25 protein-coding genes and 3 tRNA genes are annotated in these 25696 nt (G+C 58.8%); 13 read left to right on the top strand and 15 right to left on the bottom strand.

The genetic code is table 11. The features are described 5' to 3' along the window. The first annotated feature begins 113 nt into the window (after positions 1-113). The gene (locus tag ACA062_RS07140; RefSeq protein WP_497455774.1) at positions 114-2435 is read left to right on the top strand and encodes a hybrid sensor histidine kinase/response regulator; all 2322 of its coding nucleotides are present in this window, start codon (positions 114-116) and stop codon (positions 2433-2435) included. Here the strand turns inward: ACA062_RS07140 and ACA062_RS07135 are convergent. Then, positions 2419-2880, bottom strand: coding sequence for a MarR family winged helix-turn-helix transcriptional regulator (locus ACA062_RS07135; RefSeq protein ID WP_150787593.1), 462 nt, complete (start codon positions 2878-2880; stop codon positions 2419-2421). The two genes, ACA062_RS07140 and ACA062_RS07135, sit on opposite strands and share 17 nt — an antisense overlap. Next, positions 2877-3362, bottom strand: a complete 486-nt coding sequence (locus ACA062_RS07130) for a glutathione peroxidase (RefSeq protein WP_497455773.1) — start codon at positions 3360-3362, stop codon at positions 2877-2879. The genes ACA062_RS07135 and ACA062_RS07130 overlap by 4 nt, the downstream gene beginning before the upstream one ends. A 799-nt stretch (positions 3363-4161) precedes the next feature. On the opposite strand from ACA062_RS07130, the gene ACA062_RS07125 reads away from it, so the two are divergent. Both ACA062_RS07125 and ACA062_RS07120 read left to right on the top strand, forming a co-directional pair. Beyond that, positions 4162-5607 carry a PAAR domain-containing protein gene (locus ACA062_RS07125; RefSeq protein WP_497455772.1) on the top strand — a complete coding sequence of 482 codons (1446 nt, stop codon included), beginning with the start codon at positions 4162-4164 and terminating at the stop codon, positions 5605-5607. Next, entirely contained in the window at positions 5604-6206 is a 603-nt protein-coding gene (locus ACA062_RS07120; protein ID WP_497455771.1) for a hypothetical protein, read from the top strand. Before ACA062_RS07125 ends, ACA062_RS07120 begins: the two co-directional genes overlap by 4 nt. A gap of 163 nt (positions 6207-6369) precedes the next feature. On the opposite strand, the gene msrB is transcribed toward ACA062_RS07120, so the two are convergent. Then, the gene (gene msrB / locus ACA062_RS07115; protein ID WP_497455770.1) at positions 6370-6765 is read right to left on the bottom strand and encodes a peptide-methionine (R)-S-oxide reductase MsrB; all 396 of its coding nucleotides are present in this window, start codon (positions 6763-6765) and stop codon (positions 6370-6372) included. A 226-nt stretch (positions 6766-6991) separates the two neighbouring features. Here msrB and ACA062_RS07110 point away from each other — a divergent pair, with 226 nt between their 5' ends. Together ACA062_RS07110 and htpX are read left to right on the top strand one after the other, a co-directional pair. Further along, a complete protein-coding gene (locus ACA062_RS07110; protein WP_008030363.1) occupies positions 6992-8203 on the top strand; it encodes a pyridoxal phosphate-dependent aminotransferase in 1212 nt (403 codons plus the stop codon). A 318-nt stretch (positions 8204-8521) separates the two neighbouring features. Beyond that, positions 8522-9409, top strand: coding sequence for a protease HtpX (gene htpX / locus ACA062_RS07105; protein ID WP_064676487.1), 888 nt, complete (start codon positions 8522-8524; stop codon positions 9407-9409). 291 nt (positions 9410-9700) lie between these two features. Here htpX and ACA062_RS07100 read toward each other — a convergent pair whose 3' ends face one another. Next, positions 9701-10357: a thiopurine S-methyltransferase gene (locus tag ACA062_RS07100; RefSeq protein ID WP_497457374.1), complete on the bottom strand. Its 657-nt coding sequence runs from the start codon at positions 10355-10357 to the stop codon at positions 9701-9703. A gap of 103 nt (positions 10358-10460) precedes the next feature. On the opposite strand from ACA062_RS07100, the gene ACA062_RS07095 reads away from it, so the two are divergent. After that, entirely contained in the window at positions 10461-11228 is a 768-nt protein-coding gene (locus ACA062_RS07095; RefSeq protein WP_497455769.1) for a DODA-type extradiol aromatic ring-opening family dioxygenase, read from the top strand. 32 nt (positions 11229-11260) lie between these two features. Here the strand turns inward: ACA062_RS07095 and ACA062_RS07090 are convergent, their stop codons facing one another. Beyond that, positions 11261-11974, bottom strand: a complete 714-nt coding sequence (locus ACA062_RS07090) for a UTRA domain-containing protein (protein ID WP_497455768.1) — start codon at positions 11972-11974, stop codon at positions 11261-11263. A 361-nt stretch (positions 11975-12335) separates the two neighbouring features. On the opposite strand from ACA062_RS07090, the gene ACA062_RS07085 reads away from it, so the two are divergent. From ACA062_RS07085 to ACA062_RS07060, 6 genes are all read left to right on the top strand, one after another. Continuing rightward, positions 12336-13403, top strand: coding sequence for an ABC transporter substrate-binding protein (locus tag ACA062_RS07085; protein WP_497455767.1), 1068 nt, complete (start codon positions 12336-12338; stop codon positions 13401-13403). A 138-nt stretch (positions 13404-13541) separates the two neighbouring features. After that, on the top strand, positions 13542-14348 hold the full coding sequence (locus tag ACA062_RS07080; RefSeq protein ID WP_497455766.1) for an alkaline phosphatase family protein: 807 nt from the start codon (positions 13542-13544) through the stop codon (positions 14346-14348). A gap of 5 nt (positions 14349-14353) precedes the next feature. Then, complete coding sequence (locus ACA062_RS07075; protein WP_497457373.1) at positions 14354-15190, top strand: ABC transporter permease; 837 nt, start codon at positions 14354-14356, stop codon at positions 15188-15190. Continuing rightward, positions 15177-15977 (top strand): ABC transporter permease, encoded by an 801-nt coding sequence (locus tag ACA062_RS07070; RefSeq protein WP_497455765.1) that lies wholly within the window; start codon positions 15177-15179, stop codon positions 15975-15977. The genes ACA062_RS07075 and ACA062_RS07070 overlap by 14 nt, the downstream gene beginning before the upstream one ends. Continuing rightward, a complete protein-coding gene (locus tag ACA062_RS07065; protein ID WP_497455764.1) occupies positions 15974-16963 on the top strand; it encodes an ABC transporter ATP-binding protein in 990 nt (329 codons plus the stop codon). Before ACA062_RS07070 ends, ACA062_RS07065 begins: the two co-directional genes overlap by 4 nt. A gap of 115 nt (positions 16964-17078) precedes the next feature. Further along, a complete protein-coding gene (locus ACA062_RS07060; protein ID WP_497455763.1) occupies positions 17079-17732 on the top strand; it encodes an HAD family hydrolase in 654 nt (217 codons plus the stop codon). A 121-nt stretch (positions 17733-17853) separates the two neighbouring features. Here ACA062_RS07060 and ACA062_RS07055 read toward each other — a convergent pair whose 3' ends face one another. Beyond that, on the bottom strand, positions 17854-18816 hold the full coding sequence (locus tag ACA062_RS07055; protein WP_497455762.1) for a zinc-binding dehydrogenase: 963 nt from the start codon (positions 18814-18816) through the stop codon (positions 17854-17856). Between the two features lie 138 nt (positions 18817-18954). On the opposite strand from ACA062_RS07055, the gene ACA062_RS07050 reads away from it, so the two are divergent. Continuing rightward, positions 18955-21036 carry a carboxy terminal-processing peptidase gene (locus ACA062_RS07050; RefSeq protein ID WP_497457372.1) on the top strand — a complete coding sequence of 694 codons (2082 nt, stop codon included), beginning with the start codon at positions 18955-18957 and terminating at the stop codon, positions 21034-21036. 338 nt (positions 21037-21374) lie between these two features. Here ACA062_RS07050 and ACA062_RS07045 read toward each other — a convergent pair whose 3' ends face one another. The 9 genes from ACA062_RS07045 to ACA062_RS07005 form a co-directional block, all read right to left on the bottom strand. Continuing rightward, entirely contained in the window at positions 21375-21701 is a 327-nt protein-coding gene (locus ACA062_RS07045; protein ID WP_497455761.1) for a hypothetical protein, read from the bottom strand. A gap of 482 nt (positions 21702-22183) precedes the next feature. Further along, positions 22184-22591, bottom strand: coding sequence for an SEL1-like repeat protein (locus ACA062_RS07040; RefSeq protein WP_497455760.1), 408 nt, complete (start codon positions 22589-22591; stop codon positions 22184-22186). Next, positions 22592-22963: a hypothetical protein gene (locus ACA062_RS07035; protein WP_003223109.1), complete on the bottom strand. Its 372-nt coding sequence runs from the start codon at positions 22961-22963 to the stop codon at positions 22592-22594. Continuing rightward, positions 22960-23307, bottom strand: coding sequence for a helix-turn-helix domain-containing protein (locus tag ACA062_RS07030; RefSeq protein ID WP_497455759.1), 348 nt, complete (start codon positions 23305-23307; stop codon positions 22960-22962). The genes ACA062_RS07035 and ACA062_RS07030 overlap by 4 nt, the downstream gene beginning before the upstream one ends. Positions 23308-23420: 113 nt before the next feature. Further along, positions 23421-23876, bottom strand: coding sequence for a YkvA family protein (locus tag ACA062_RS07025; RefSeq protein ID WP_497455758.1), 456 nt, complete (start codon positions 23874-23876; stop codon positions 23421-23423). A 293-nt stretch (positions 23877-24169) separates the two neighbouring features. Next, positions 24170-24886, bottom strand: a complete 717-nt coding sequence (gene bamJ, locus ACA062_RS07020) for a BamJ family beta-barrel-assembly machinery protein (protein WP_497455757.1) — start codon at positions 24884-24886, stop codon at positions 24170-24172. Between the two features lie 370 nt (positions 24887-25256). Beyond that, positions 25257-25333 (bottom strand) — tRNA-Asp (locus ACA062_RS07015). A 15-nt stretch (positions 25334-25348) separates the two neighbouring features. Next, positions 25349-25424: transfer RNA gene (locus ACA062_RS07010), tRNA-Val, on the bottom strand. Between the two features lie 188 nt (positions 25425-25612). After that, positions 25613-25689: transfer RNA gene (locus ACA062_RS07005), tRNA-Asp, on the bottom strand. Positions 25690-25696: the final 7 nt, after the last annotated feature.

Raw genomic sequence — 25696 nt, 5'->3', positions numbered from 1 at the left:
AGCGTACGATGGCCTGTTCAGCCCTTGAACAAGGGGTGCGCGGGAACATCGGGATCCATGCATGATCGACTATGCTTGAGCAGCGAAGGGAAACGGAAGTGGTTCAACACCCCATGGATATCAAGTTCACTAACCGACTGTCCTATAAGCAAGCCCGGCTGACCGTATTGGTCGGCTTCATTCTGGGCACGCTGCTCAGCCTGCTGCAAATAAGCATCGATTATGCCAGTGAAGATGCCTCCATCAACCGCGAAATCCTGTCATTGCTGGAAATCAGTCATAACCCCGCTTCGCGCATCGCCTACAACATCGACGCCGAACTCGCCCAGGAACTGACCCTGGGCCTGTTGCGCTCGCCCGCCATCATCGGCGCGCAATTGACCGACAACAACGGTACGGTGTTGGCCAAAGTCAAACGTCCTGGCTCGCAGAGCGGTTATCGGGTGATCAGCGACTTTCTGTTTGGCGCCAACCGGCGGTTCGAAGACCGCCTGTACCTGGATCATTTACCGTCCGAATCCCTCGGCACCCTGCGCCTGGACGTCGACACCTATGCCTTCGGCAGCCGGTTCCTGAGTCGGGCCGAAGTGACCCTGCTCAACGGCTTCACCCGAAGCCTGCTGCTGACCGGCATCCTGCTTGCCCTGTTCTATGTGATGCTGACCAAACCCTTGGCACGGGTAATTCGTGAACTCAGCGGCCGCGATCCGCGCAGTGTCGAACCGACGTGGCTGGAATGCCCTGCCGGTCATGAAAACGATGAGATCGGCGTGCTGGTCAAAGTTGCGAATCAACAATTCGAAAACATCGCCACCGAAATCCAGCAGCGACGCAATGCCGAAAACCGTCTGACCGACTACCTCGCACAACTGGAAAACATCGTTTCGGCCCGGACCGCGGAACTCAAAGCCATCAACGCCCGGGTCATCCAGTCCAACGAGGAACTGGAAGTCGCCCGCCGCACCGCCCTGGACATGGCCGAAGCGCGCTCGGCGTTCCTGGCCAACATGAGCCACGAAATCCGTACCCCTCTTAACGGACTGCTGGGGATGATCGCGCTCTCACTGGATGGCCCGCTCAATGCCGAGCAACAGCAACAGCTGTCCATCGCCCATGACTCGGGAAAAGTGCTGGTGGAATTGCTCAACGATATTCTCGACCTGTCGAAATTCGACGCGGGTCAGCTTGAACTCGAGCACATTCCGTTCGATCTCGGCTCGCTGATCGAAGACACTGCCAACCTGCTGTCGCAGAACGCGGCACCGAGCGTCGAACTGACCTGTCTGATCGATCCGCACTTTCCGGCGCTGGTGCTCGGCGACCCGACCCGGGTCCGGCAGATCGTCAGCAACCTGTTGTCCAACGCCCTCAAATTCACCCGGTTCGGTCGGGTCGATGTGCGCCTGTCCACGTTCGGGGACGGCGTCAGGATCGAGGTCTGCGACACCGGCATAGGCATCGCCCAGGATGCCCAGCTCAGGATCTTTCAGCCCTTCACCCAGGCAGGTGCCGGTATTACCCGACAATTCGGCGGTACCGGCCTGGGCCTGGCACTGACCTACAACCTATGCGAAGCCATGCAAGGACGCCTCGCCATCAGCTCCGAACCCGGCTTTGGCAGCCAGTTCTGCGCAGACCTGCCGCTGCCGTGCCACACCCGCGCCCTGGCGCCGGCAAAATTGCCGGGCAAGGTCATCGCGATCACCGCCGCCAGCAGCGGTCTGGCGGAATTGCTCAAGAGCCTGTTGCCGGGTTGGGGCCTGGAATATCAGCAACGTTCGATCGACGACTCGTTGATCGGACTGGACCCGGATGTGGTGATCACCGACTGCCCCGAATGCCTGTTCGGCCTGCGCCCCACCTGCACTGCGCCGATTTTGCTGGTGACCGCCTACGGCAGTTTCATGCCCAGCGAAGAAGCCAGCGCCCTGGCGCCCTTGCAGCAACAGGCGCGGCCTCTGGCGCGTAATGCGCTGTACCAGACACTGCGGCGGGTGCTGCAGCCGGACCTCAGCACGATCAACGATGCCCGGCTCGACAATCGCTCACCCTTGAGACGCGGACGGGTGTTGTTGGTGGAGGACAATCCGGTCAATCAACTGGTGGCCAAGGGCATGCTTGGCAAACTCGGCTGCGAGGTGATCGTCGCCGCTCACGGTGGCGAGGCCCTGGATCAACTTGAGTACAGTGAGTTCGATCTGGTGCTGATGGACTGCAACATGCCGGTAATGGACGGTTACGAAGCCAGTCGGCAAATCCGTCGCAGCGGGCGCTGGCCACAGTTGCCCATTGTCGCCCTGACCGCCAATGCGATGTCCGAAGAACGCGAACGCTGCCGTGCAGCGGGCATGAGCGACTACCTGGCCAAACCGTTCCGCCGCGAAGAGCTGGCCGCCCTGCTGGATTTGTGGATACCGTCTACGACAGTGCCTTGATCTGGCCCAAGAGATGATCGAGCCCCTCACGCAGATCATTCAGCCGATCCAGATCGACACCGCTGTCGCACAACAGGCGCGCCTTGAGCGGCCCCACCCGGGCGCGCAACGCCTTGCCGCTGGGTGACAGGCTCAGGTGCACTTCACGCTCATCCCGCGCCGAACGCTGACGCTGCACCAGCTGCAACTGCTCAAGCCGCTTGAGCAGCGGCGTCAACGTGCCGGAATCCAGCGCCAGGCGTTCGCCCAACGCCTTGACCGTCGGCTGCTCCGGGGTCGCTTCCTGCCACTCCCATAACACCAGCATCGCCAGGTATTGCGGGTAGGTCAGGCCGAGCTGATCAAGCATCGGCTTATAGGCGCGGATGACCGCCCGGGAAGCGGCATACAACTTGAAGCAAAGTTGGCTGTCGAGCTTCAGGGAATCGACGGACAAGGTATTCATTTGAGCAGGGCTTCGATCTCGCGGCTCAGGTCCTGCGGCTTGGTCGCCGGCGCGAAGCGCTTGACCAACTGCCCGTCCTTGCCGATCAGGAACTTGGTGAAGTTCCACTTGATACCCTGGGAACCCAGTACGCCCGGTGCACGCTTTTTCAATTGCACGAACAGCGGATGGGCATCAGCGCCGTTGACTTCGATCTTTTTGAACAGCGGGAAACTGACGCCGTAGTTCAACTCGCAAAACTCGGTGATTGCCCCTTCGTTACCCGGCTCCTGTTTGCCGAACTGGTTGCAGGGAAAGCCGAGCACCACCAGGCCCTGGTCCTTGTAGGTCTGCCACAGCTCTTCCAGCCCTTTGTACTGCGGGGTGAAGCCGCATTTGCTCGCGGTGTTGACCACCAATACGGCTTTGCCGGCGTAATCCGCCAGGGTCTTTTGCTCGCCCTTGATGGTGGTGCAGGGAATGCTCAGCAGGTTGTCGCTCATGATCTGGACTCTGAAGGTAAGGCAGGTCTGATTAACATAGCGAGCAATTGAATTGCGTGCAATTTAATAAATCAATTCAGCCAGCTGCCCGGAACGACTTCATCTTCCATATTGAACTCGCTTTCTGTGGGAGCGAGCCTGCTCGCGAAGACGTCTGTGGTCGGCGGATTTGTTTGATCGTGTACATATCCATTTCTTTGGTAACGGCCACTTAGGGTTCCGCCCTGACGGCGGGTCACTTGGAAAAGCCCCAAGTAACCAAGGGCTCTTGCCCCTGTCGTTCGGTGCCTCGCTAATGCTCGGCATGCCCTCGCTCCGGTCCTGCTCCGTGGGCCCGCCGCGATCGGCCATCCATCGCCGTGCGCGGCTAACCCGGCATCCATGCCGGGTTGCCCACTGCGCAGAACCTCCACTCGGCCTCTCGAGGGGGCGTGCACCGCCAAAGCCAAAGCGAGGCGGCCTGACAGCCGACCTGGCTCTGCGGTCCGCATGCAATCCCAACTGTAGGAGCTGGCTTGCCGGCGAAGGCGTCCTGACAACCGACCAATCTATTTCGACCGTACTCGATTCCCAGCCTTACTCCCTAAATAGCGACCCAAAGGTCACCCTCATCAAGTTTTGATTCGCCATTTCCTACACGCTTCAAGGAAACGTCTCATTTACCTTTAAACCCCCTTCCCCGACCCTTTTCGCTGCACGTTGCCATGCCCCGATTCCTTCGGGCTCCAGAGCGATTTGATCAATAGCGGGCGCGTCAGAGCGCCTCGCTCAAGTCGCCAGCAAACAAGGACTTCAACCAATGTCAGAAGGACACTTCATTCGCCAGGATGACAAAACCACCTGCGGTGGCAAAGTCCTCGAAGCCGACACACGGGTCACGATGTTTGGCATAGCCCATGCCCGGGAAGGTGATCGCGTTTCCTGCGGCAAGGACAACAAAACCTACGTCATCGAGGGTGGCGTTTCATACATGACAAGTCACGGGAAGTTGGTGGCGGGTTCGCTGGACAGCTTCAGCAGTTGCCCCTGCAAAGCCGGGCTGATCCCCTCGGAATTCACGGCCACTTACCAGTCCGATCGTAGCGCAGCCCCGCACGCTGCCCGAAGTGCCGCTCAACGGACCGCGCCTGCCGCCTCAAGCAATCCGGTCGCGCCGCGACAATCGGGTTTTACCTCGGCGCCGAATGCTCCCTCACCGTCTTTCAGTGAACTGCCGGGGGTGATCTGCCAGAACCTTTGGCGCGGGTATCAGCAACGCGCCGAAGCCATCGTGGCGCCAGGCGGCACGCTGATCGCCGACCCCAAGGCGCGTAACCGCGCGATCAATGCCGCCTACACCCGGTTGTGGCTTGAAGATCGGCGTTTTCAATGGGCCGGCCTCGCGGCCTTCGCTTCCAAGCAAGTTGGCTGCGGTCTGCTGCATGCCGCTGATTCAATCGACAAAATCCAAGCGGAACATGAGGCGGGGCAGCGGATGGTCAATAGCGCCAAACGCCGTTGGAAGTTCTCGGGACTGACCTTCTTTGGCAAGACTGACGAACAGGCGCAACGCGATTACGAGCATGCCCGCCGCAACAATCCGATGCCGAGCATCGACCTCAGGCGCGACGGTGAACCGTTATCAGTCACGCAACGGCAACTCCAGCATGTATACGAGACGCTCGCGATGGGCAATACCACGCTGTTCCTGGATGTATTTCCGCTGCATGCTTTCTACAAGGAACGGGGGTTGTGGTCGCTCGAAACCTGTCTTGAGTCACGCCAATATATCTATGAGAGCACTCAGTACCCGGTGCTCTGGCCGATCGGACAGAAGACGTTAAGGTTCGGAACTAACCACGAGGAAATTCTGCAAGCCTTCGAGTCCATTGACTCTGGCAACATTGCCGAAAGTGTCGGCTTTCTTGCCACGCACGAACAAGTCAACATCTTGCAGCCGGCAATGTACAGCGACACACAACTGGTAACGCTGCTACGCGGCAACCATGTTTCCTACGTCACGGGCTTCCCGTCTGGCGCGGCTCAAGCCATCGAACTGACCCTGGCCAGCCAATGCCATCGCGTTGATGACGGGCGTACTATTGGCTTTGGCAATAATCCATTCGCCGACCTGTCCGATATCAATCAACGCATGGCCTTTGTGCTCGATGCGGCAGCGCGGTTTGATGAGCTACTACACGACAGCAATTCCTACTTGATCGAACAGGCCATTCGGCATATCGCAGCCGGCCAAGGCGTGCGATGAGTTTGATGAAACGCGTGGGCTGGCGACGTGGCATGTTGGCGCTGGCGGTCGCGACCCTTCTTTCGATGGGGGCGATTCGAACGTTATCGGGTGAGCCAGAAATTGCGCTGGTGATTGGCGAGCCTTGGGAAGCGATGCGCCAGCGCTCCAGTGCAGTTATCGATCCAGCCATTCCCAGGCGAGTGTCGTTCAACATTCCGAAGTCCGATGCCCGCCTGCGTTTTGTCGACCCTCAATTTGGATTCGTTACCCCTCTGGCCCGTTTCTTCACGGTGATTTTTAATAATGAGCTGATCAACAGTGTCCGTATGTCCCCGCAAATCGAGCCGCTGTTGCTCGACGATACACTCAAGGTCGTGCTGGAATTGCAGGAACAATGGCACCAAGGGGGCTGGGTACCCATTCGCCCACCGATCGCCGACACGCCACCTTGGCGTGCCCGATTACGAGACGAGAGAAAAGGTGGCACTACCTATTGGCAAGCGGGCAATCAGTATCAAGCGATGCTAGTGGTTGGTCGCTTCCAGGATGACAAGCGCCCCGATGAGGAGCGTTACCTCATCACATTGCAAGTTGCCAGGCCATGGGTGAAGCCATGATCTTGTCCCATGGTGGTATTCGGGGCGGACACAAATTTCGAGTCGACAAAGTTCAATTGTGGGAGCGATCCTGCTCGCGAAGGCTGACTGACATCAGCATTGATGTCGACTGACACACCCTCTTCGCCAGCAGGCTCGCTCCCACAAATAGCCTGGCCCCGTATTACTCGCGCGGCACCAGGTCCAGGCACACCGAGTTGATGCAATACCGCAGCCCGGTCGGCGGCGGACCATCCGGGAACACATGCCCCAGGTGCGCATCGCATTTGGCGCAAACCACCTCGGTGCGAACCATGCCATGGCTGACATCACGGATCTCGACCATGGCGCTGTCGCCGATCGGCGCATAGAAACTCGGCCAGCCGCAGCCGGAGTCGAATTTGGTCTTGGAGTCGAACAGCGGCTCGTTGCAGCAGATGCAGTGATAAATACCGTCGACCTTGCTGTCGTTGTATTTGCCGGAAAACGGACGTTCGGTGCCCTTGAGGCGGCAAACGTTGTATTGCTCCGGATCGAGCATCGCCTTCCATTCTTCCAGGGTTTTTTCCAACTTTTCCATTGTCACACCTCAGCAGCTGAAAAAGCCCGATCTGTACCTTTTCCACGGATCGGGCGGCACGTATGATTGCGCCTCGTCAAACGCCAGTCTGGCAGCCAGACCACGCGCATTCAAACGGATTTATGGGTGCCGCATCACAAGGCGTCAGGCCTGTGTGATTACGCAGGATTCCCAGTACGGTCGTGCAAACGCCGCCTGGATCGTTCATTTTCGGGAACACATCGCCATGCAGGTCAGCAAATCGAACAAGCTCGCCAACGTCTGCTACGACATTCGCGGCCCAGTGCTCAAGCACGCCAAACGCCTGGAAGAGGAAGGCCATCGCATCCTCAAGCTGAACATCGGCAACCCGGCGCCCTTTGGTTTCGAAGCGCCGGATGAAATCCTCCAGGACGTGATCCGCAACCTGCCGACCGCCCAGGGTTATAGCGACTCCAAAGGCCTGTTCAGTGCACGCAAGGCCGTCATGCAGTACTACCAGCAAAAGCAGGTGGAAGGTGTCGGCATCGAAGACATCTACCTGGGCAACGGCGTTTCCGAACTGATCGTGATGTCGATGCAGGCCCTGCTCAACAATGGCGACGAAGTACTGGTGCCGGCCCCTGACTACCCGCTGTGGACCGCCGCGGTGAGCCTGTCAGGGGGCAACCCGGTGCATTACCTGTGCGACGAGCAGGCCAACTGGTGGCCGGACCTGGCCGACATCAAGGCCAAGATCACCCCGAATACCAAGGCGCTGGTGATCATCAACCCGAACAACCCGACGGGTGCGGTGTATTCCAAAGAAGTCCTGCTGGGCATGCTGGAACTGGCCCGCCAGCACAACCTGGTGGTGTTCTCCGACGAAATCTACGACAAGATCCTGTACGACGATGCCGTGCACATCTGCACTGCTTCGCTCGCGCCGGACCTGCTGTGCCTGACCTTCAACGGCCTGTCCAAGTCCTACCGCGTGGCCGGATTCCGCTCCGGCTGGATCGCCATTTCCGGCCCGAAACACCACGCCCAGAGCTACATCGAAGGCATCGACATGCTGGCCAACATGCGCCTGTGCGCCAACGTGCCGAGTCAGCATGCGATCCAGACCGCCCTCGGCGGTTATCAGAGCATCAATGACCTGGTGTTGCCGCAAGGTCGCCTGCTGGAACAGCGCAACCGTACCTGGGAATTGCTCAACGATATTCCGGGCGTGAGTTGCGTCAAGCCGATGGGCGCCCTGTATGCATTCCCGCGGATCGATCCGAAAGTCTGCCCGATCCACAACGACGAAAAATTCGTGCTCGACCTGCTGCTCTCCGAAAAGCTGTTGGTGGTGCAAGGCACGGCCTTCAACTGGCCATGGCCGGACCATTTCCGCGTCGTGACCCTGCCGCGGGTGGATGACCTGGACATGGCCATCGGACGTATCGGCAATTTCCTCAAGTCCTATCGCCAGTAAGGCGGACTGTCACCGTGCGAGGCCTGCTCGACTCGCACGGTGATTGATTCAGCAACATATCTTTGCACCCTGCCTGTCCTCACGCCGTCCATGGCTGACCGAGGAGCGGCTGCCTGCTCGCGTCCAACAAAGACGGGGCTTGCGAGGCCAATGGGCTGACAAACACTTTCCCCCGTCACCGTCGGAAATGTCCTTCAACCAGCTAGACTCTTGCTGTAGGACACAGTTTGAAATAGTCACCCGGTTGAATAGCCCGGTGCAGCACCTTATATACCCCGCAGTACGCTACATCTTTAGCATGAGGAGATTTCTACAACCATGATGCGCATCCTGCTGTTTTTGGCCACTAACCTGGCGGTCGTGCTGATTGCCAGCATCACCCTGAGCCTTTTCGGCTTCAACGGGTTCATGGCGGCCAACGGGGTTGATCTCAACCTCAATCAGCTGCTGATTTTCTGTGCGGTCTTTGGTTTTGCCGGTTCCCTGTTCTCGCTGTTCATCTCCAAGTGGATGGCGAAGATGAGCACCAGCACCCAGATCATCACCCAGCCGCGCACACGTCACGAGCAATGGCTGCTGCAAACCGTTGAGCAACTGTCCCGGGAAGCCGGAATCAAGATGCCGGAAGTCGGGATTTTCCCGGCCTACGAGGCGAATGCCTTCGCCACCGGCTGGAACAAGAACGACGCGCTGGTCGCGGTCAGCCAGGGCTTGCTCGAGCGATTCTCGCCGGATGAAGTAAAAGCCGTGCTGGCCCACGAAATCGGCCACGTGGCCAATGGCGACATGGTCACCCTGGCGCTGATCCAGGGCGTGGTGAACACTTTCGTGATGTTCTTTGCGCGGATCATCGGCAATTTTGTCGACAAGGTGATCTTCAAGAACGAAGAAGGCCAGGGCATTGCCTACTACGTGGCGACCATCTTCGCCGAACTGGTCCTGGGCATCCTGGCCAGCTCCATCGTCATGTGGTTCTCGCGCAAACGGGAATTTCGTGCCGACGAAGCCGGTGCACGCTTGGCCGGCACCAGTGCCATGATTGGCGCCCTGCAACGCCTGCGGGCGGAACAGGGGCTGCCGGTGCACATGCCGGACACCCTGAACGCCTTCGGCATCAACGGTGGCATCAAACAAGGGTTCGCTCGCATGTTCATGAGCCATCCGCCGCTGGAAGAGCGCATTGACGCACTGCGTCGTCGGGGCTGACAGGCTCGGCACCAAAAAGAAGGCCCGCAGTGATGCGGGCCTTTTTTTTGTCTGCTGATTTTTGGGGTGCGCTTCCTGGCCCCATCGCGAGCAAGCTCGCTCCCACATTTAATCTCTGTTGTGCACATAATCTGTGTCCACTGAAGATCCAATGTGGGGGTGCGCTTCCGGGCCCTTTCGCGAGCAGGCTCGCTCCCACATTTAATCTCTGTTGTACACATAATCTGTGTCGACTGAAGATCCAATGTGGGAGCGAGCTTGCTCGCGATGGGGTCGGTACAAACAACAAATCTATCGGCTGGAAACCCGATACACCCGCTCCTCAAGCCGCGTAACCCCTGCCTCAACGAATTTCCAGCTCTCGCCCAGAACATCCTGGTCTTCCAGAACCTTCAGCGACCACAAAGCCCCGAACAACCGCTGCACTTCGTCATCGAGCACGGCAAACGGCGGTCCGTCCATTTGCGCCTGGTCGTAATCCAGGGTAATCAGCAGCCCCAGCGAATCCTTCGGAAGAATCCGCTTCAGATGCTCGGCGTATTGCTCGCGCATTGTCGGCGGCAAGGCAATCAATGCAGCGCGGTCGTACAACGCACTGCAATCAGCGACATCGCCGGCCGTCAACGCGAAGAAATCACCACACCAGATCTCGATCGAGCCCGCCCGATAGACAGTGAAGGGGCCTTGGTCGCTGACGTCCGGATCCAATTGATGCTCGTGGAAAAAGTCTTCCACCGCTTTTTCCGACAATTCGACGCCCAACACCTCGTGACCGCATTTTGCCAGCCACAGCAGATCCAGGCTTTTCCCACATAACGGCACCAGTACGCGCGAGCCCTCTTCCAGGCCCAGCTGCGGCCAGTACCGTTGCAGATATGGATTCACTTCCGGCAGGTGAAAGCCGATCTGATTCGACGTCCACCGCTTGTGCCAAAACTCCGGCTGCATAATTAATCCCGAAAATTCGATCAAAAGACCCTAAAACTTATATTAGATTTAGATCAATGATCTGACTGAAGATAAAGCCATCTTACCCCTCAGGAGCTCATTCATGTTCCCCAGCCTGTACATATCCCATGGCTCGCCCATGTTGGCACTCGAACCGGGCGCCAGCGGGCCCGCCCTGGCTCGCCTGGCCGCAGAATTGCCGAAACCCGAAGCCATCGTAATTGTTTCTGCGCATTGGGAAAGCAATGAGCTGCTGGTCAGCGGCAACGCACAACCCGACACCTGGCATGACTTCGGCGGATTTCCACAAGCCTTGTTCGAGGTGCAGTACCCGGCACCCGGTGACCCACAGCTGGCGACAGAGGTGGTCGAATTGCTAAAGAGCGGTGGCCTGTCCGCACGCATCGACCCCAAGCGGCCGTTCGACCACGGCGTCTGGGTGCCGCTGTCATTGATGTATCCACAAGCCGATATCCCTGTGGTGCAAGTCTCGCTACCCACCCGCGGCGGCCCGGCCCTGCAGACCCGCGTCGGTCATGCCCTGGCCAGTCTGCGCGAACACGGCGTGCTGCTGATCGGGTCCGGCAGCATTACCCACAACCTGCGCGAACTGGACTGGCACGCTGGCCCGGAAAGCATCGAACCCTGGGCCAGGGAGTTTCGCGACTGGATGGTAGAGAAACTCGAGGCGCAGGATGAAGTCGCGTTGCACGATTATCGTCGGCAAGCGCCGAACGCCGCGCGCAACCATCCGAGTGATGAACATTTGTTGCCGTTGTACTTTGCCCGCGGCGCCGGAGGCAAATTCAGCGTGAGCCACGAGGGCTTCACCCTGGGCGCCCTGGGCATGGACATTTATCGCTTTGGATGACGTAAAGCACGTGCAGCCTGCGGCGGCCAGGCTCAGACCACATCAACCCCGACATGAATGGCATCATGCCGCCAGAACTCCAGGTCACAATCGATCAACCGCTCATGCTGATCGTAATTGACCCGAGCGATCCGCAGCCCCGGACTGCCCACCGACACCCGTAAAGCCGCCGCCGCATCCACCGACAGCGCCGTCGGCACGATCTCGAAACGCACCCGCCCATAATGCAAATCGTAATGCCGGGCATACAGCTCGGTCATCGACTGATTCAAATCAAACTGCAGAATCCCCGGGAAAAACTGCGGGTTCAAATAGTGCTCGACATACAAAACCAGCCGCTCATCAATGCGCCGCGCCCGGCAAATCTGGATCACGCTCGACAATGCCGGCAATTGCAACCAGGCACAGACTGCCGCCGATGCCGGCTGCAGCCGCGCCGAAATCACCTCGGTGGACGGTACTCGCCCCTGGGCGCTGACCATCGCGTGAAAATGACTGCGCTGCATCAGGTTGTACGCCAGGCGCGGTGGCGATACGAACCAGCCACGGCGCTCCTCCCGATAAATCTGGCCCTGGGCCTCCAGCTGTAACAACGCCTCACGCACGGTGATCCGTGTGGTACCGAACAACTCACTGAGCTTGCGCTCGGCCGGCAGCTTGCTCCCGGGCGCCAACAGGCCATGGTCCAGCTGTTCCTGCAGGACCTGCCCGATCGCTGTCACCGCCTTGGTTGTCTCGATGCGCATCGACGTTACCTATCTGGACTAGACCAGCACTGTTTCGAAGCCGAACCACGCTTGAAATCGGTGCCATCAACTCTCTGCAAGCCTAGGCACTGCACATGACTGGCAGATGACAAACTTACCGAACGGTTGCTTCAGGCACTTGCACCTGCACCTGCAATTTCATGGCCAAGTCCTTTCATTTCAGGTCCTTAGCCATGGTCTACGCTTATCTCCAACCCTGAGATATCCAGAGCAGGAAACCTGGGCAGGCCAGCGCTCGACATCAAAATGTCATCCAGGCCGCCTAGATTGGCTCAGGTATTGCTGACCTAGACCAACTCCACCGCAATCGCAGCGTTGAAAACGCCCAAAGGAGCTTCGGATGAAAAAGCTTTTCCTGGCATCACTGTTAGGCTCGACCATTGCCATGTGCACTGCCGCCATGGCCGCTGATACCGACCTGAAAACCCTGGAAGCCGCGGCGAAAGCGGAAGGTGAAGTCAACAGTGTCGGCATGCCCGATAACTGGGCGAACTGGAAAGGCACCTGGGACGATCTGGCCAAGAACTATGGCCTCAAACATATCGACACCGACATGAGCTCGGCCCAGGAACTCGCCAAGTTCAAAGCCGAAAAAGACAATGCCACTGCCGACATCGGCGACGTCGGTGCCGCATTCGGCCCGATCGCGGTCAAGCAAGAAGTGTCGCAACCCTACAAGCCAAGCACTTGGGAGCAGATCCCGGCTTGGGCGAAGGATAAGGATGGCCATTGGGCCCTGGCCTATACCGGCACCATTGCCTTCATCATCAACAACAAGCTGCTGCACGGTTCCGAAGCACCGACCAAATGGGCCGACCTCAAGACCGGCAAATACAAGGTGACCATCGGTGACGTGAGCACTGCCGCCCAAGCTGCCAATGGCGTACTGGCGGCTGCCATTGCCAACGGTGGCGACGAGAAAAACCTGCAGCCGGCCCTGTTGATGTTTGCCGAGATCGCCAAGCAAGGTCGCTTGTCGATGACCGACCCGGTCATCGCTACCATGGAGAAGGGTGAAATCGAAGTCGGCGTGGTCTGGGACTTCAACGGCCTGAGCTACAAGGCCAAGATGGCCAATCCTGATGACTACACGGTGCTGATTCCATCCGACGGTTCGGTGATCTCGGGTTACACCACCATCATCAACAAATACGCCAAGCACCCGAACGCCGCCAAGCTGGCGCGCGAATACATCTTCAGCGATGCCGGCCAGATCAACCTGGCGCGCGGCAATGCCCGTCCGATCCGCGCCGAGCATATAAAACTGCCGGATGAGGTCAAGGCCAAGCTGTTGCCGAACGAGCAGTACAAAGGCGTGACGCCGATCAAGGATGCGGACGCGTGGGAGAAGACCTCCAAGGCCCTGCCGCAGAAATGGCAGGAAGAAGTCATCATCAATATGCAATAACGCTGCATCTCTTGTAGGAGCCGGCTTGCTGGCGATCCAGGCACCGCGGTGCCCAGACAGACCGCGGTGCCTGGATCGCCAGCAAGCCGGCTCCTACAGATTTCGTTGAGCCACCTGTTTTGCGGAGTCATCGCCCCTATGAAGCACAACGTCATCCTTGTCGTGCTCGACGGCCTCAACTACGAGGTCGCCCGTCACGCCATGGGGCACCTGCAGGCTTACGTTGGCGCAGGACGCGCGGCGCTCTACAAACTGGAGTGCGAACTGCCGGCCCTGTCCCGACCGCTTTACGAATGCATCCTGACCGGCGTGACACCGATCGACAGCGGCATCGTCCATAACAACGTCTCGCGCCTGTCCAACCAGCGCAGCATCTATCACTACGCCACCGACGCCGGCCTTGTCACTGCCGCTGCGGCCTATCACTGGGTCAGCGAGCTGTATAACCGCTCGCCATTCGTCGCGGCCCGGGATCGCCACACCGACGATCCAGACCTGCCGATCCAGCACGGCCATTTCTACTGGAGCGATCACTACCCGGACTCGCACCTGTTCGCCGACGCAGAAAACCTGCGCCTGCGCCATGCGCCGAATTTTCTCCTGGTTCACCCCATGAACATCGACGACGCCGGGCACAAGCATGGCCTCGACACTGCGCAATACCGCAACAGCGCCCGCTCGGCGGACATCATCCTCGCCGACTACCTGCAAACCTGGCTCGATGCCGGGTATCAGGTCATGGTGACCGCCGACCACGGCATGAACAACGATCGCTCCCACAACGGCCTACTCCCGGAAGAACGCGAAGTACCGCTGTTCGTGCTCGGCGATGCCTTCAGTTTCAACGCCAACGCCGCACCGAAACAGACTCAACTCTGCGGCACCGTCTGCGAACTGCTGGGCGCGGCTCACGACAAACCTGCCTGCCGGGAGCTGCTCAAGTGAACGCCATGACGCGTGGCAAATGGCTGGCGGTGCTGTGCCTGGTGCCTTTCACGCTGTTCTTTATCGTGTTCCAGATCGCCCCGCTGGCGTGGGTGATGATCAATAGCCTGGAATCGGAAGAGTTCGGCTGGGGCCTGGCCAACTTCAGTAAAATCTTCAACTCGAAGTTCTATCTGCAGGCGATCCAGTACAGCCTCGAGATCAGTTTCTGGTCCAGCGTGTTCGGGATCATCATCGCCGTGCTCGGCGCCTACTCCCTGCGCCGCGTCGACTCGAAACTGCGCAATTTCGTCAACGCCTTCGCCAACATGACCAGCAACTTTTCCGGCGTGCCCCTGGCCTTCGCGTTCATCATCCTGCTGGGCTTCAACGGCACCTTCACCCTCATGCTCAAGCAGGCAGGGATCATTCAGGATTTCAACCTGTACTCGAAAACCGGGCTGATCATTCTCTACACCTACTTCCAGATCCCCCTTGGCGTGCTGCTGCTCTACCCGGCCTTCGACGCCCTGCGCGAAGACTGGCGTGAATCCGCCGCATTGCTGGGTGCCAACGGCTGGCAGTACTGGCGGCACATCGGCTTGCCGATACTGACCCCGGCGCTGCTCGGCACTTTCGTCATTTTGCTGGCCAATGCCCTCGGCGCCTATGCCACGGTGTATGCCCTGACCACCGGCAACTTCAACGTGCTGACGATCCGCATCGCGGCAATGGTCTCCGGCGACATTTCCCTGGATCCGAACCTGGCCAGCGCCCTGGCCATAGTGCTGGTGGCTTTGATGACCCTGGTGACCATCGTGCATCAGCTGCTATTGAAGAGGAGCTACCATGTCTCGCGCTGAACCAGGCCCTGTCGGTGTCTACCATCGGGTCGTGGTGTACCTGCTGTTCGCCATTCTGTTGCTGCCCCTGCTCGGGACACTCATTTACTCGATCTCCAGCAGTTGGTCGGCAACCATTATGCCCAGTGGCTTCACCCTCAAGTGGTACGTGCAACTGTGGAGCGACCCTCGTTTTCTGCATGCCTTCGGCCAGTCGTTGCTGGTGTGTGTCGGTGCACTGATCCTGGCGGTGGTGCTGATTCTGCCGCTGCTGTTCGTGGTGCATTACCACTTCCCGAAACTGGATGCGCTGATGAACATCCTGATCCTGCTGCCCTTCGCGGTGCCGCCAGTGGTGTCGTCAGTGGGGCTGTTGCAGCTCTATGGGTCCGGCCCGTTCGCGATGGTCGGCACGCCGTGGATTTTGATTGGCTGTTACTTCACCGTGGCCCTGCCATTCATGTACCGGGCGATCACCAACAACCTGCAAGCGATCAACCTGCGCGATCTGATGGACGCCGCCCAACTGCTCGGTGCCAGTACCTTTCAAGCGGCGTTCCTGGTGGTGCTGCCAAACTTGCGCAAGGGCTTGATGGTGGCATTGCTGCTGTCGTTCTCGTTCCTGTTCGGGGAGTTCGTGTTCGCCAACATCCTCGTCGGCACCCGCTACGAAACCCTGCAGGTCTACCTCAACAACATGCGTAACAGCAGTGGCCACTTCACCAGTGCGGTGGTGATTTCCTACTTCTTCTTTGTGCTGGTTCTGACCTGGGCGGCCAATATCTTGAACAAGGACAAAAGCGAATGAGCTACGTCAGCGTCCAACACCTTCAAAAGAGCTATTTGGGCACCACGGTCTTCAGCGACATCAACTGTGAAATCAGCAAGGGGGAATTCGTCACCCTCCTCGGTCCGTCCGGTTGCGGCAAGTCCACACTGCTGCGCTGCATCGCCGGGTTGACCTCGGTGGACGGCGGCAAGATCCTGCTCGATGATCACGACCTCGTTCCGCTGAGCCCGCAGAAACGCGGGATCGGCATGGTGTTCCAGAGCTACGCGCTGTTTCCCAACATGACGGTGCAACAGAACGTCGCCTTCGGTTTGCGCATGCAGAAGGTCAACGCCGACGACAGCCAGAAGCGCGTCGCCGAAGTGCTGAAACTGGTGGAGCTGAACGACTTTGCCGCCCGCTATCCGCATCAACTGTCCGGCGGCCAATGCCAGCGTGTCGCCCTGGCCCGCTCTCTGGTGACCCGACCACGCCTGTTGCTGCTCGACGAACCGCTGTCGGCCCTCGATGCGCGAATTCGCAAGCACTTGCGCGAACAGATTCGTCAGATCCAGCGCGAACTCGGCCTGACCACCATCTTTGTCACACACGATCAGGAGGAAGCGCTGACCATGTCCGACCGCATTTTCCTGATGAATCAGGGAAAGATCGTACAGAGCGGCGATGCCGAGACGCTTTACACTGCGCCCGTCGATGTCTTTGCCGCCGGCTTCATCGGCAACTACAACCTGCTGGACCCCGACAGCGCCACAAAATTGTTGCAGCGACCCATTACCCACCGCATCGCGATTCGACCGGAAGCCATCGAGCTGAGCCTCAATGGCGAACTCGACGCTCAGGTCCGCAGCCACAGTCTGTTGGGCAATGTGATTCGCTACCGTATCGAAGCCCGGGGCGTGGAATTGGTGGTAGATGTGCTCAACCGCTCGGCGGCCGATCTGCATCCCGATGGTCAGCGTCTGGCGCTTTCCATCGATCCGGCGGCGCTGCGTGAAGTAGCTTGAAAGCAGCGGCAAGCTACAAGCGGCAAGCTTCAAGTTGTAGACTGCTGACCACCTCAATCCACTCTTGCAGCTTTAAACTTGAAGCTTGAAGCTGTTCTCGAAGAGAACCCCACTGATGGCCCTGGCAATTTTTGATCTGGACGAAACCCTGATCCACGGCGACTGCGCCACCCTCTGGAGCGAGCAAATGGGCCGCCTGGGCTGGGTCGACCCCGAGTCGTTCATGCGTCGCAACAACGAAATGATGGACGCCTACAGCCACGGCAAGTTGCGCATGGAGGAGTACATGAGCTTCAGCCTGGAGCCGATGATCGGGCGCACGCCGGAAGAGGTCGCGCACCTGGTGGCACCCTGGGTGGAAGACTTCATCGAGCCGATCATCTTCAGTGATGCCACCAAGGCGATTGCCGCCCACCGCAAGGCTGGCGACCGGATTTTGGTGATTTCCGCTTCAGGTACGCACTTGGTCGGGCCCATTGCCGAACGACTGGGTATCGACGAAATACTCGCCATCGAGCTGGAAGTGACGCACGGGGTGTATAGCGGCAAGACCCTCGGCACCCTGACCTACCGCGAAGGCAAGATCACGCGTTTGCTGGAATGGCTGGATGCCGAGGAGGAAAACCTGGAAGGCGCGAGTTTCTACTCGGATTCACGCAACGATCTGCCGCTGCTGTTAAAGGTGGACTTCCCACACGTGGTGAATCCGGATCCGGTGTTGCTCGAACACGCCGAAAAAGCCGGCTGGCCGATCCACCTCTGGAAGTAACCCAAACCCCTGTGGGAGCGTGGCTTGCCCGCGATGAACGATGACGCGGTCTGACTGACACACCGCGTCGCCTGAATCGCGGGCAAGCCACGCTCCCACAAGGACCGCATTTAGCGAAAAATCAGGTCAGGCTTTCGTCGATCAGCAGCACCAACTTTCCGGCCACCTTATTACTCGCCAGTTCCGCGAACGCCGCTTCGGCATCCTTGATCGGAAAAGTCTTCGCCAACTGCGGGCTCAAACGCCCTTCGGCAAACAACGGCCAGACATGCTGGTTCAGATCACTGAACAAGTCCGCCTTGAACCGATCGTCGCGACTGCGCAGGGTCGAACCCAATAATTGCACGCGCTTGCCCAGTACCTGCGCCAGATCCAGCTTGGCCTCTCGCCCGCCCATCAGCCCGATCAATACCCAACGGCCATCCAGGGCCGACACCTTCAGATTCAGTTCGGCATAGTTGCCCCCGACCGGATCCAGGATCACGTCGAACGGCCCCAGGTCCCTCAAACTGTCCAGATCGCCGTTGCGCACCACGCCGCCCTGCGCGCCCAGCGCTTCGCAGTAAGCCAGGCGTTCGGCGGAACCGACGCTGACCCAGCACGGGTTGCCAAACGCCTTGCACAGTTGAATGGCAGCGGAACCGATTCCACTCGCCCCGGCGTGCAGAAGAACTTTCTCACCTGGCTTGAGCGCAGCCAATTGAAACAAATTCAGCCAAACGGTCGCGTACACCTCGGGTAGCGCTGCCGCTTCGGCCAGCGACATTCCGTCGGGAACCGGCAACACATGCCGTCCGTCGACAACCACTTCTTCAGCCATCCCGCCCCCGGCCAGCAAGGCGCAGACCCGATCACCGACCTGCCAGGACGAGCCCGGACCGACCTCGCTGATCACCCCCGAACACTCAAGACCCAGTACCTGACTGGCTCCCGGCGGTGGCGGGTAAAGACCCGCCTTCTGCAACAAATCGGCGCGATTGAGACCCGCTGCCGCCACACGAATGCGGACTTGTCCTACATCGCATGTAGGACTGGACTCTTCCACCCACTCCACTCGACCTTCCACGCCTTGCAATGCTTTCACAGTGCCTCCATAGTGAGTCTGGACTGAGCCCGTAGCTGTAGCGCCGGGCTTTTTGCATTATGCGACCGGCCTTTACGGAACCGGCGACTTCAAAGACGGCCTAATATGCGTTATCAATTGTCCCCGCGTCGAATCAGCATGAAGCAGTTGTTCCCCAGCACCGCCCTAGCCCTGTTTATTGGTATCGGCCTGATGCCGATGTCGAGCAATACATTCGCAGCCAATAGCTGGGACAAGCTTCAGCCTGACCGTGACGAAGTGATCGCCAGTCTGAACGTCGTCGAATTGCTCAAGCGCCACCACTACAGCAAGCCGCCGCTCGACGATGCGCGCTCGGTCATCATCTATGACAGCTACCTCAAGCTGCTGGATCCGTCGCGCAGCTATTTCATGGCCAGCGACATTGCCGAATTCGACAAGTGGAAAACCCAGTTCGACGACTTCCTCAAGAGCGGCGACCTGAATGCCGGGTTCACCATCTACAAGCGCTACCTGGACCGCGTCAAGGCGCGTCTGGACTTTGCCCTTGTCGAGTTGAACAAAGGCGTCGACAAGATCGATTTCACCACCAAGGAAACCTTGCTGATCGATCGCAAGGATGCCCCTTGGCTCAAATCCACCGCGGACCTCGACGAACTGTGGCGCAAACGCGTCAAGGATGAAGTCCTGCGGATGAAGATCGCCGGCAAGGACTCCAAGCAGATCCAGGAAACCTTGACCAAGCGCTACAAGAACCAGTTGGCGCGCCTGGACCAGACCCGTGCCGAAGACATCTTCCAGGCGTACATCAATACCTTCGCCATGTCCTACGACCCGCACACCAACTATCTGTCGCCGGATAACGCGGAGAACTTCGACATCAACATGAGCCTGTCCCTCGAGGGCATCGGCGCCGTGTTGCAGAGCGATAACGACCAGGTGAAAGTCGTGCGTCTGGTGCCGGCAGGCCCGGCCGACAAGACCAAAATGGTTGCTCCGGCGGACAAGATCATTGGTGTTGCCCAGGGCAACAAGGAAATGGTCGACGTGGTCGGCTGGCGCCTGGACGAAGTGGTCAAGCTGATCCGTGGGCCGAAAGGCACCGTGGTGCGCCTGGAAGTGATCCCGGCCAGCAATGCGCCGAACGACCAGACCACCAAGATCGTCCCGATCACCCGCGAAGCGGTGAAGCTTGAAGACCAGGCAGTGAAGAAGTCGGTCCTCAATCTCAAGCAGGATGGCAAGGACTACAAGCTCGGCGTCATCGAGATCCCGGCCTTCTACCTGGACTTCAAGGCGTTCCGTGCCGGTGATCCGGACTACAAGAGCACCACTCGCGACGTCAAGAAACTGCTGACCGAGCTGCAGAAAGACAAGGTCGACGGCGTGGTCATCGACCTGCGCAACAATGGCGGCGGTTCCCTGCAGGAAGCCACCGAGCTGACCAGCCTGTTCATCGACAAAGGGCCGACCGTGCTCGTGCGTAATGCCGATGGCCGGGTCGATGTACTTGAAGATGAAAATCCGGGCGCGTTCTACAAAGGCCCGATGGCGCTGCTGGTCAACCGCTTGTCGGCCTCGGCTTCGGAGATTTTTGCCGGTGCCATGCAGGACTACCACCGCGCGTTGATCATCGGCGGCCAGACCTTCGGCAAAGGCACCGTGCAGACCATTCAGCCGCTGAACCATGGCGAACTGAAACTGACCCTGGCCAAGTTCTACCGGGTTTCCGGCCAGAGCACCCAGCATCAGGGCGTACTGCCGGACATCGACTACCCGTCGATCATCGACACCAAGGAAATCGGCGAAAGCGCCCTGCCGGAAGCCATGCCGTGGGACACCATCCGTGCGGCGATCAAGCCTGCGCTCGACCCGTTCAAACCGTACATCACCCAGCTCCGGTCCGAGCATGACGTGCGCACGGCCAAGGACGCGGAGTTCGTGTTCATCCGTGACAAGCTGGCCCTGGCGCAGAAACTGATGGCGGAAAAAACCGTCAGCCTCAATGAAGCCGACCGTCGTGCCCAGCACGCCGATATCGAAGCCAAGCAACTGGCGATGGAGAATCTGCGTCGCAAGGCCAAAGGCGAAGAGCCGCTCAAAGAGCTGAAGAAAGAAGATGAAGACCTGATCGCAGCCGAGCCGGACAAGACCAAGCCGGAAGACGATGCCTACCTGAGCGAGACCGGGCGGATTCTGCTGGATTACTTGAAGCTCAATACTGCGGTGGCCAAGCACTGAGATGATGGCAATTAAATGCTGACGCTCTTCGGAGCGTCAGCAGACAGTCATTGTTCTGGCGTAAAAAAAAGACCGGGTGCACTTGCACCCGGTCTTTTTTTATCGCCAGAGATCGCCGCGACCACAACCGAACAGCTGAGTGCCTTGAGTTCAATCCTGGCCCAAAGCGGTTTGCACCGCCTGTTCCAGCCGATCATTGCGCTGATTGAATGGACGCCTTCGCGGGCAAGCCCGCTCCCACAGGTTTTGTGTCGTTTGTGAATATTGCGAACGACACAAAACCTGTGGGAGCGGGCTTGCCCGCGAAGAGGCCAGCTCAAACACTACAAGTCTCTGAACTAATTCGCCGTTGAACGAGCCCGCAATCGCCTCCCGATCACATCCAGCACATCACACCCATCACGCAACGGAATGGCACAGAGCAAGGCGAAGTCACTGAGAATCATCGAATCGCACTCGACCGAACCGCGCATGGACAGGTTCTCAAGTACCTGAGTGACGGCGCGGATTCTATAGCCGGCGGCGTCGGTCAGAATGTCCAGCGGCGCATGAGTATCAACGAACAGCGTGGGCATGTCGGTGCAGTTGCTGGTCAACGCCATGAAGCGGTTTCCAGGATGGGTAATTGGTTTTTCATAAGGTGGATCAGGTGTAATTGCTGTCATCGTATGGTTCCTAACGTATGAAATGGAGCCGCCAGAAATCACTTCCACGCAATAGGTGGCGGCTGTACGCAGGTGTGGAAGACCGGGACGTTAGGCACCCGGCGCACTCGAAAGCGCCCCGCGCACAGCCACCAAAAAACACAGACGATAAAAAACGCCGAACTGGTGGCGCTTGTGCGCCTAACGATAGAAGGGCTTCCACGCCCTGTCACTGAATTTGCAGTGACAGCCAAAAGACTATCGATAGACCCAGCTGCGCACCAGTTCACGCAAATCGCTACAACTTGAAGGAAATCTCCGATGAGTCTGTCCGGAAATTGCGCGTAGGACATTGCGGGGATTCCATCAGAAAAGAAGCCAGAAAAGGATGATGTTGATGTAGGGCAATTCTTTAATTCGCCACCATGGAATGAGCAGCCAGAAACGCAAACGTGGCGAGAGGTTTCCCTCACGCTACATTTGTTTGCCAGATACGCAGGTAATTAATCAGCAGAACCGCGAGTCGCGATCTCTTTAAGCTTGATCTCAGCCAACGGATGCCCCGCCTTGGCAGCCATCTCCCAGAACCGCGCCGCCTCGACCGGATCCGGCGCTTTGCTCGCCGTCCCTGCCAGGCTGATCACGCCCACCTGATACGCCGCCTTGCCATCCCCTGCCAGCGCCGCCAGGCGCAACAAACGCACGCCTTCCTCACGAGCCCCAAGGCCAACGCCGCGAAAGGTCAGGATGTGCCCATAGAAGCTCTGGGCGCCAACGTCGCCCAGGTTGGCCATGCGTGCGAACTGGCCCTCGAGCCAGCGCCAGCCACGGGGCTGGCGGACGAACCATTGCCAGTGAAACAAGCGGCGCGCCAGCCAGTAACCGGCCCGCGCCTTGAGTCGAAGGAACATTCAGGCTTCCGCCGACTCGGGGTATTCGTATTCGAACACTCGCACCACTTCCGAGGCATGCCAGGAGGCAGCAGCGACACCATCGGAGGGCCCGGAAAAACGCCCCAGGCGTTCGACACATTCGAAGAAGCCGGTGCGCGGCAGGCGACTGGCGCCCTGGCTGATCACCAGCGAACTGCGCAAGGGCTGTTCGGCCTTGGCGTCCAGCGCGGCCAGATGCTCAAGGGCAGCGGTCAGGGTTTGCATCGCCGGCGTCGGAAGCTGCAGACGCTCCAGCAAGGCGCGATAAGTCAGAAGGTGCCGCTGACGACGGGCCTGATCCAGCTCGCCGAGTAATCCATCCCAATGTTGACGACTGATGCGTACGCTCACGATTCATCCCTCCACCCTGGCACCGTCAATTCCCAGGCCAGGCTGCGGCGAATCGCAGCGTCGGGTTGACGCTCGCCACTTTCGATCAAGGCCAGATAAGACGGGCTGATGCCTACCGTGCGGGCCAGCGCCTCGATGGCGATGCCCTTCCCTTCGCGCAAACTGCGTAGTTGATCCAGACCCGGAAGAATCTGGTCTGGTGATGCCGCGTGACGCACTGCAGGCTCACTCGGCGGTTGCGGATGCTCGTTGATGCCTGCTGCTTTCAGTAAAGCCTGATACTGAGCCCACGGCAGAACCGCATACTCGGGCTCGCCTTCGCGTGTGATTATCTGAATATCCATGACTTCCCCGTAGGACAACGACACTTAGCGAGTCGGCACTTTTCCCTAGAAGTGTAATCCTAACAGCGGCCAAGGTCGCGAGGGGTTTGAATATAAGGACGTCCTGAAGGGGCTCAGTGTTTTTTCGGGTGCTGCAGCTTGAGTTGCTCCGGGGTATCGGGCAGGCGCTCGACAATGGCGAGCTTCTCCGGCAGCTGGCGTTTGCGCCACGCGCGGAAGGCGTTGAGTTCGTCGTCGAGGACTTTCATCAGCCAGGCCAGCACGGCAATGTCATCGAGCATGCCGAACATCGGAATGAAATCCGGGATCGCATCCACCGGACTGAGGAAATACATCAAGCCTGCGACCACCGATATCAGCGCTTTCGGGCTGATGGCACGGTACTCACCTCGCCAATAGGCCAGGCACAGCGCCTGCAACAGGCGCAGGTCATCCTTGAGCTTGCCCAGCCGGTTGCCCTGGCTGGCACCTTTGCTGGCAACCGCGAACAGCAAGGTCGGCAAACGTCCACGCGCGAGCAGACGTCCGGCAAGTGGCAGAAAACGAGCGAAATTCCAGGGTGCTTTCATGATTCCTCCCACTGAAATGTTATCCACACAAATTGTGGATAACCTTGTGAACAGAGCTGCATTTCGCGGCTGAAGGCCCCGTTTCATAAGGGCTGAGCTCAGATCGGGCGTTTTTTACTCACATAAAAAAACCCAAGATTTCATTGACTTGGCGCTCTGGCGCGGATAGCACGGGCGCCCTCAATGGCTATGACTCCGGCGTTCAGCAGCCGTTCGCTTTGTTTACCCTTGCTGAGCGCCAGATGCAACAACGCCCCGCATAAGCGAGGCGTTGTTGTAAAAGCAGACGCCGATTACTTGGCAGCGTCGTCCTGTTTTGCCGGATCCTTGATCGCCAGCAGTTCCAGGTCGAATACCAGCACCGAGTTGGCTGGAATCGCCGGGCTCGGGCTTTGGGCGCCGTAGGCCAGCTCGCTAGGAATGTACAGTTTGTACTTCTCGCCAACGTGCATCAGTTGCAGGCCTTCGACCCAACCCGGGATCACACCGCTGACCGGCAGATCGATCGGGCTGCCGCGCTCGACGGAGCTGTCGAAAACGGTGCCGTTGGTCAGGGTACCGGTGTAGTGGACAGTCACTACGTCAGTCGCCTTTGGCTGTGCGCCATCGGCTTTCTTGACCACTTCGTACTGCAGGCCCGAAGCCGTGGTGGTGACACCCGCTTTCTTGGCGTTGTCGTCGAGGAATTTCTTGCCGGCGCTTGCCGACTCTTCGCTCATCTTGGCCATACGTTCTTCAGCACGCTTTTGCAGTGCTGCGAAGGCTTCGACCAGCTCTTCGTCTTTCAGCTTCTGTTCTTTCTTGCCAACGGCATCTTCGATGCCCTGGGCAACGGCTTTGGAGTCCAGATCATCCATGCCTTCCTGAGCCAGGCTCTTGCCCATGTTCAGGCCAATCCCGTAGGAAGCTTTTTGCGCCGGGGTTTTCAGCTCTACGCTGGTCTGCGAATCACAACCCGCTAGTACCAGGCCAACCAGGGCCACCGCCGCCGCCAACCGATGCTGTTTCATGCTATTTCCTTGTTCATGCGCCTAAAGGGCAATCGAGTAAAGCCGCGAGCTTATCAGGCGGCCACGACCAATGGCTACCGGCATGAGAGCAGGAAACGGCTGATAAGTTCAGGTGTTTCAACGCATTTCGGGAATCGGAGGATGAAGCTTCTGTCATCTTCGTCTGTAGGAGCCGGCTTGCCGGCGAAGGCGTCTATCCGGCCAGCGCATGGCTTGAGGCCGCCTTCGCCGGCAAGCCGGCTCCTACAGGGGTCTTATGGCGGTTATTTGCAGGACACCCGCAAAAAGCCAATCTCCAGACAGCAAAAAGCCCGCACTAGGCGGGCTTTGCGTGTGGTATCTGGCGTTCAGCATTCCAGATCACCGAATATGGCGCAGCGGACGGGACTCGAACCCGCGACCCCCGGCGTGACAGGCCGGTATTCTAACCGACTGAACTACCGCTGCGCGTAGCGTTGAAAGTGGTGGGTGATGACGGGATCGAACCGCCGACATTCTGCTTGTAAGGCAGACGCTCTCCCAGCTGAGCTAATCACCCTTTACCTTCGTTGCGGGGCACATTATGCCACGGTTTTTCATAAAGTGTTGATTTAATTGATAAATTACTCAAAAAAATCTGAAAACCCGTGAAACGATGCATCCTGCAGGAACTTCAGGCAGAAAAAAACCCGCGTGAGCGGGCTTTTCCGTGGTGACCTGGCGTTCAGCGTTCCAGGTAACCGAATATGGCGCAGCGGACGGGACTCGAACCCGCGACCCCCGGCGTGACAGGCCGGTATTCTAACCGACTGAACTACCGCTGCGCGTAAC

The organism is Pseudomonas sp. LBUM1679 (assembly GCF_059695565.1).
This window is presented reverse-complemented; position numbering and strand designations above follow the sequence as displayed.

Coding starts and splice junctions, on each gene's coding strand:
- ACA062_RS07045 (WP_497455761.1), bottom strand. CDS start 21,701: ATGACAGCAATTACACCTGATCCACCTTATGAAAAACCAATTACCCAT.
- ACA062_RS07080 (WP_497455766.1), top strand. CDS start 13,542: ATGAAGCACAACGTCATCCTTGTCGTGCTCGACGGCCTCAACTACGAG.
- ACA062_RS07040 (WP_497455760.1), bottom strand. CDS start 22,591: ATGTTCCTTCGACTCAAGGCGCGGGCCGGTTACTGGCTGGCGCGCCGC.
- ACA062_RS07120 (WP_497455771.1), top strand. CDS start 5,604: ATGAGTTTGATGAAACGCGTGGGCTGGCGACGTGGCATGTTGGCGCTG.
- ACA062_RS07050 (WP_497457372.1), top strand. CDS start 18,955: ATGAAGCAGTTGTTCCCCAGCACCGCCCTAGCCCTGTTTATTGGTATC.
- bamJ (WP_497455757.1), bottom strand. CDS start 24,886: ATGAAACAGCATCGGTTGGCGGCGGCGGTGGCCCTGGTTGGCCTGGTA.
- ACA062_RS07140 (WP_497455774.1), top strand. CDS start 114: ATGGATATCAAGTTCACTAACCGACTGTCCTATAAGCAAGCCCGGCTG.
- ACA062_RS07025 (WP_497455758.1), bottom strand. CDS start 23,876: ATGAAAGCACCCTGGAATTTCGCTCGTTTTCTGCCACTTGCCGGACGT.
- ACA062_RS07095 (WP_497455769.1), top strand. CDS start 10,461: ATGTTCCCCAGCCTGTACATATCCCATGGCTCGCCCATGTTGGCACTC.
- ACA062_RS07085 (WP_497455767.1), top strand. CDS start 12,336: ATGAAAAAGCTTTTCCTGGCATCACTGTTAGGCTCGACCATTGCCATG.
- ACA062_RS07090 (WP_497455768.1), bottom strand. CDS start 11,974: ATGCGCATCGAGACAACCAAGGCGGTGACAGCGATCGGGCAGGTCCTG.
- ACA062_RS07030 (WP_497455759.1), bottom strand. CDS start 23,307: ATGGATATTCAGATAATCACACGCGAAGGCGAGCCCGAGTATGCGGTT.
- ACA062_RS07130 (WP_497455773.1), bottom strand. CDS start 3,362: ATGAGCGACAACCTGCTGAGCATTCCCTGCACCACCATCAAGGGCGAG.
- ACA062_RS07070 (WP_497455765.1), top strand. CDS start 15,177: ATGTCTCGCGCTGAACCAGGCCCTGTCGGTGTCTACCATCGGGTCGTG.
- msrB (WP_497455770.1), bottom strand. CDS start 6,765: ATGGAAAAGTTGGAAAAAACCCTGGAAGAATGGAAGGCGATGCTCGAT.
- ACA062_RS07100 (WP_497457374.1), bottom strand. CDS start 10,357: ATGCAGCCGGAGTTTTGGCACAAGCGGTGGACGTCGAATCAGATCGGC.
- ACA062_RS07075 (WP_497457373.1), top strand. CDS start 14,354: ATGACGCGTGGCAAATGGCTGGCGGTGCTGTGCCTGGTGCCTTTCACG.
- ACA062_RS07110 (WP_008030363.1), top strand. CDS start 6,992: ATGCAGGTCAGCAAATCGAACAAGCTCGCCAACGTCTGCTACGACATT.
- htpX (WP_064676487.1), top strand. CDS start 8,522: ATGATGCGCATCCTGCTGTTTTTGGCCACTAACCTGGCGGTCGTGCTG.
- ACA062_RS07060 (WP_497455763.1), top strand. CDS start 17,079: ATGGCCCTGGCAATTTTTGATCTGGACGAAACCCTGATCCACGGCGAC.
- ACA062_RS07065 (WP_497455764.1), top strand. CDS start 15,974: ATGAGCTACGTCAGCGTCCAACACCTTCAAAAGAGCTATTTGGGCACC.
- ACA062_RS07135 (WP_150787593.1), bottom strand. CDS start 2,880: ATGAATACCTTGTCCGTCGATTCCCTGAAGCTCGACAGCCAACTTTGC.
- ACA062_RS07125 (WP_497455772.1), top strand. CDS start 4,162: ATGTCAGAAGGACACTTCATTCGCCAGGATGACAAAACCACCTGCGGT.